The sequence below is a fragment of the Streptomyces anandii JCM 4720 genome (assembly GCF_014650655.1).
Classification (GTDB): Bacteria; Actinomycetota; Actinomycetes; order Streptomycetales; family Streptomycetaceae; genus Streptomyces; species Streptomyces anandii.
On sequence record NZ_BMVJ01000002.1, the window covers coordinates 225332 to 229741 of the forward strand.

Annotated in this window: 5 protein-coding genes; all 5 read left to right on the forward strand. The window is 69.4% G+C overall.

Going from position 1 to position 4410, the window contains the following annotated elements; all coding sequences use genetic code 11:
- The first annotated feature begins 126 nt into the window (after positions 1-126).
- The 5 genes from gdhA to rplW all read left to right on the forward strand — a co-directional run bounded on the left by gdhA (position 127) and on the right by rplW (position 4302).
- A complete protein-coding gene (gene gdhA, locus IE249_RS04175; RefSeq protein WP_189703686.1) occupies positions 127-1476 on the forward strand; it encodes an NADP-specific glutamate dehydrogenase in 1350 nt (449 codons plus the stop codon).
- Positions 1477-2246: 770 nt separating this feature from the next.
- Complete coding sequence (gene rpsJ / locus IE249_RS04180) at positions 2247-2555, forward strand: 30S ribosomal protein S10 (RefSeq protein ID WP_003948644.1); 309 nt, start codon at positions 2247-2249, stop codon at positions 2553-2555.
- Positions 2556-2573: 18 nt separating this feature from the next.
- Positions 2574-3218 (forward strand): 50S ribosomal protein L3, encoded by a 645-nt coding sequence (gene rplC / locus IE249_RS04185; RefSeq protein WP_009190129.1) that lies wholly within the window; start codon positions 2574-2576, stop codon positions 3216-3218.
- 8 nt (positions 3219-3226) lie between these two features.
- Positions 3227-3883, forward strand: coding sequence for a 50S ribosomal protein L4 (gene rplD / locus IE249_RS04190; protein WP_189703397.1), 657 nt, complete (start codon positions 3227-3229; stop codon positions 3881-3883).
- A complete protein-coding gene (gene rplW, locus IE249_RS04195; protein ID WP_189703398.1) occupies positions 3883-4302 on the forward strand; it encodes a 50S ribosomal protein L23 in 420 nt (139 codons plus the stop codon). Before rplD ends, rplW begins: the two co-directional genes overlap by 1 nt.
- The last annotated feature ends 108 nt before the right edge of the window (positions 4303-4410 follow it).

Sequence of the window (4410 nt, forward strand, 5' to 3'; positions counted from 1 at the left end):
TGTGTCCCGCGCGCGGCAACGGCGCCGAGCGCCGATCAGTACGTCACCGGATTCGTGCGGTGGCGCGCAGCCGTGCCAGGAAGGGGCCCCGTGACCAACCGACCCGATGCCAGGATCTCGCCCACGCTGCTGTCCTCGTCGTCCGACCTGGACATCCTGCGGACCGAGATCGAGCACCGCAATCCCGCTCAGCCGGAGTTCCACCAGGCGGTGCGGGAGGTGCTGGAGACGCTCACTCCCGTGTTCGCGGCCCGGCCGGAGTACGCCGAGCCGGGGCTGCTCGAGCGGCTGTGCGAGCCGGAGCGGCAGATCATCTTCCGGGTGCCCTGGCAGGACGACCACGGGCAGGTGCACGTCAACCGAGGGTTCCGGGTCGAGTTCAACAGTGCTCTCGGGCCGTACAAGGGCGGCCTGCGCTTCCACCCGTCCGTGAACCTCGGGATCATCAAGTTCCTCGGCTTCGAGCAGGTCTTCAAGAACGCGCTCACCGGTCTGGGCATCGGTGGCGGCAAGGGCGGCAGCGACTTCGATCCGCACGGCCGCTCCGACGCCGAGGTCATGCGGTTCAGCCAGTCCTTCATGACGGAGCTGCAGCGGCACATCGGCGAGAACACCGACGTGCCGGCCGGTGACATCGGTGTCGGCGGCCGCGAGATCGGCTACCTCTTCGGGCAGTACCGGCGGATCACCAACCGCTGGGAGGCCGGCGTGCTCACCGGCAAGGGGCCCGGCTGGGGCGGCTCCGCCATCCGGCCGGAGGCGACCGGGTACGGGAACGTGCTGTTCGCCCAGGCGATGCTGCGCGTGCGGGGCGAGGAGATGGAGGGCCAGACGGCCGTCGTCTCCGGCTCCGGGAACGTCGCCATCTACACGATCGAGAAGCTGCTCGCCCTCGGCGCGCACCCGCTGACCTGCTCTGACTCCAGCGGATACGTCGTCGACGAGAAGGGCGTCGACGTGCACCTGCTCAAGCAGGTCAAGGAGGTCGAACGCGGGCGGATCAGCACCTACGCCGAGCGTCGGGGCGCCTCCGCGCGGTTCGTGCCGGGCGGGCGGGTCTGGGAGGTGCCGGGTGACATCGCGCTGCCCTCGGCCACGCAGAACGAGCTGGAGGAGAAGGACGCGGCGCTCCTCGTACGGGGTGGTGTGAAGGCCGTCTCCGAGGGGGCCAACATGCCGACCACGCCCGATGCGGTACGCCTCTTCCAGGAGGCCGGGGTCGCCTTCGGGCCCGGCAAGGCGGCGAACGCGGGCGGGGTCGCGGTCAGCGCGCTGGAGATGGCGCAGAACGCCTCCCGTACGGCCTGGTCGTCGGCCCGCGTCGAGGAGGAACTGGCGCGGATCATGACCGACATCCACGCCACCTGCCACGAGACCGCCGACCGCTACGGCGCCCCAGGCGACTATGTGACCGGCGCCAACATCGCCGGCTTCGAACGCGTAGCCGACGCGATGCTCGCCCAGGGCGTCATCTGAGCCTGCGGGACCTGCGCCCTCCGGGTACCGACCGACAGGACTTCGGACGACGGGACCTGCGCCCTCCGGGTACCGGCCGACAGGACTGTGCCCTCGGGGTACCGACCGAGGGGCCTGGACCGTCCTGGCACCGGCCGAGGGGCCTGGGCCAGTCCGGACACCGGCCGAGCCCAGGCCCGGCGCCCGCTCCGCGCCGGCCGAGCCCCGGCCCCGCGCCAGCTCGGCCCCGGCCCCGGATCAGTACCGACGCACCCCCGGCCGGCGCCCCTCGCGTCAGCCGGGGCTGTCCCGCGGCGCCCTCGAGGCGGAACCCCGATCCGCCTGCCACGGGCGCCACGCCCGTCCCCTCGTCGCCCCCGGTTTGACCCGCGCCCCCCGCCGGGTAAGGTCTTCGCCCCGATTGGCCAGGCCCCCGTCGGATATGGCAGACTGTCCGAGTTGCTCGGTCGAGTGTTGATGCTGCGCGCCTCCCGCCGGGAGGACCGGAAGCGAGTCCCACAGTACTCGTCGCCTTAACTGCCTCACGGCAGCGCTGGGGCGGACGTACGGGAATCTTCCGGGAAGCGTGGGCGCGGCACCGACCAGGCATCCGGTGGGCCCAAGGCCCCGGTCCGCGGTTCCGGCAACGGCCGTGTCATTTCCCAGCAGGGATGTTCGAACAAGGGACATCCATGTCAGCGGGAGCGCGACACGCCCGACCGCGTGGGTCGGGGGAGGTCAAGGGAACACCGGGTTCCAGAGCGTATGAGAGACAGGACTACTGAGTAGCCATGGCGGGACAGAAGATCCGCATCCGGCTCAAGGCCTACGACCACGAGGTCATCGACTCCTCGGCGAAGAAGATCGTCGAGACGGTGACCCGTACTGGTGCGTCGGTCGCGGGCCCGGTGCCGCTGCCCACTGAGAAGAACGTGTACTGCGTCATCAAGTCGCCGCACAAGTACAAGGACTCGCGCGAGCACTTCGAGATGCGCACGCACAAGCGCCTGATCGACATCCTCGACCCCACCCCCAAGACCGTTGACTCTCTGATGCGACTCGACCTCCCGGCCGGTGTCGACATCGAGATCAAGCTCTGAGGCGCGGTGATCTGAGAGATGGCTAAGCAGATCAAGGGCATCCTGGGCGAGAAGCTCGGCATGACGCAGGTGTGGGACGAGAACAACCGTGTTGTTCCGGTCACCGTCGTCAAGGCCGGCCCCAACGTCGTGACCCAGGTTCGTACCAACGACGTCGACGGCTACGAGTCGGTCCAGATCGCCTTCGGCGAGATCGACCCGCGCAAGGTGAACAAGCCCCTCAAGGGCCACTTCGCCAAGGCCGACGTCACCCCCCGTCGTCACCTCGTCGAGATCCGCACCGCGGACGCCGCCGAGTACACCCTCGGCCAGGAGATCACCGCCGAGGTGTTCGAGGCCGGCGTGAAGGTCGACGTCACCGGCAAGAGCAAGGGCAAGGGCTTCGCCGGTGTCATGAAGCGCCACAACTTCGGTGGCCTCGGCGCCGGGCACGGTACCCAGCGCAAGCACCGCTCTCCCGGTTCCATCGGCGGCTGCGCCACCCCGGGCCGTGTGTTCAAGGGCCTGCGCATGGCGGGTCGCATGGGCAACGAGCGGGTCACCACCCAGAACCTGACCGTCCACGCCGTTGACGCGGAGAAGGGTCTGCTGCTCATCAAGGGCGCGGTTCCCGGTCCGAACGGCGGCCTCGTCCTGGTCCGCACCGCGGCCAAGGGGGCCTGAGGTAACCGATGAGCACTGTTGACATCCTTTCGCCGGCGGGCGAGAAGGCCGGTACCGTCGAGCTCCCCGCGGAGATCTTCGGCGTTGAGAAGGTCAGCGTTCCGCTGATCCACCAGGTCGTCGTCGCGCAGCTGGCCGCTGCCCGCCAGGGCACGCACAAGACCAAGACCCGTGGCGAGGTCCGCGGCGGCGGCAAGAAGCCGTACCGCCAGAAGGGCACCGGCCGCGCCCGTCAGGGCTCGACCCGCGCGCCCCAGTTCGCCGGCGGTGGCGTCGTGCACGGCCCCGTGCCGCGCGACTACTCGCAGCGGACCCCGAAGAAGATGAAGGCCGCGGCCCTGCGCCACGCCCTCACCGACCGGGCCCGCCACAACCGCATCCACGTCGTCTCCGGCGTGGTCGAGGGCGAGATCTCCACGAAGGCCGCCAAGACGCTGTTCGGCAAGATCAGCGAGCGCAAGAACCTGCTGCTCGTCGCCGACCGCTCCGACGAGGCCGCGTGGCTGTCCGCCCGCAACCTGCCCCAGGTCCACATCCTGGAGCCGGGCCAGCTGAACACGTACGACGTTCTCGTCTCGGACGACGTGGTCTTCACCAAGGCCGCTTTCGAGTCCTTCGTCGCCGGCCCGAACAAGGCCAACGACAACGAAGGGAGCGAGGCCTGATGGCTACGCGTCACCCCTCCATCGCCTCGAAGGCCGCCAAGGCCGCCAAGGCCGCGCGCGTCGCCAAGGCGCGCCGTCACGCCGCCGAGGGCAAGAACACCGTCGAGACCCCGCTGAGCAAGTCGTACACGGACCCCCGTGACGTCCTGCTCAAGCCGGTCGTGTCGGAGAAGAGCTACGCGCTCCTCGACGAGAACAAGTACACGTTCGTCGTCGACCCGCGGGCCAACAAGACCCAGATCAAGGAGGCCGTCCAGGCGGTCTTCGAGGTCAAGGTCACCGGGGTCAACACGATCAACCGCCAGGGCAAGCGCAAGCGGACCCGCACCGGTTTCGGCCAGCGTGCCGCGACCAAGCGCGCGATCGTGACCCTCGCCGAGGGCGACCGTATCGACATCTTCGGCGGTCCGACCGCGTAAGCGCGTCGGATCGTCCGATATCGGACGAGGACTGAGAAATGGGAATCCGCAAGTACAAGCCGACTACGCCGGGCCGTCGTGGCGCCAGCGTCGCCGACTTCGTCGAGG

Coding starts and splice junctions, on each gene's coding strand:
- rplW (WP_189703398.1), top strand. CDS start 3,883: ATGGCTACGCGTCACCCCTCCATCGCCTCGAAGGCCGCCAAGGCCGCC.
- rpsJ (WP_003948644.1), top strand. CDS start 2,247: ATGGCGGGACAGAAGATCCGCATCCGGCTCAAGGCCTACGACCACGAG.
- rplD (WP_189703397.1), top strand. CDS start 3,227: ATGAGCACTGTTGACATCCTTTCGCCGGCGGGCGAGAAGGCCGGTACC.
- rplC (WP_009190129.1), top strand. CDS start 2,574: ATGGCTAAGCAGATCAAGGGCATCCTGGGCGAGAAGCTCGGCATGACG.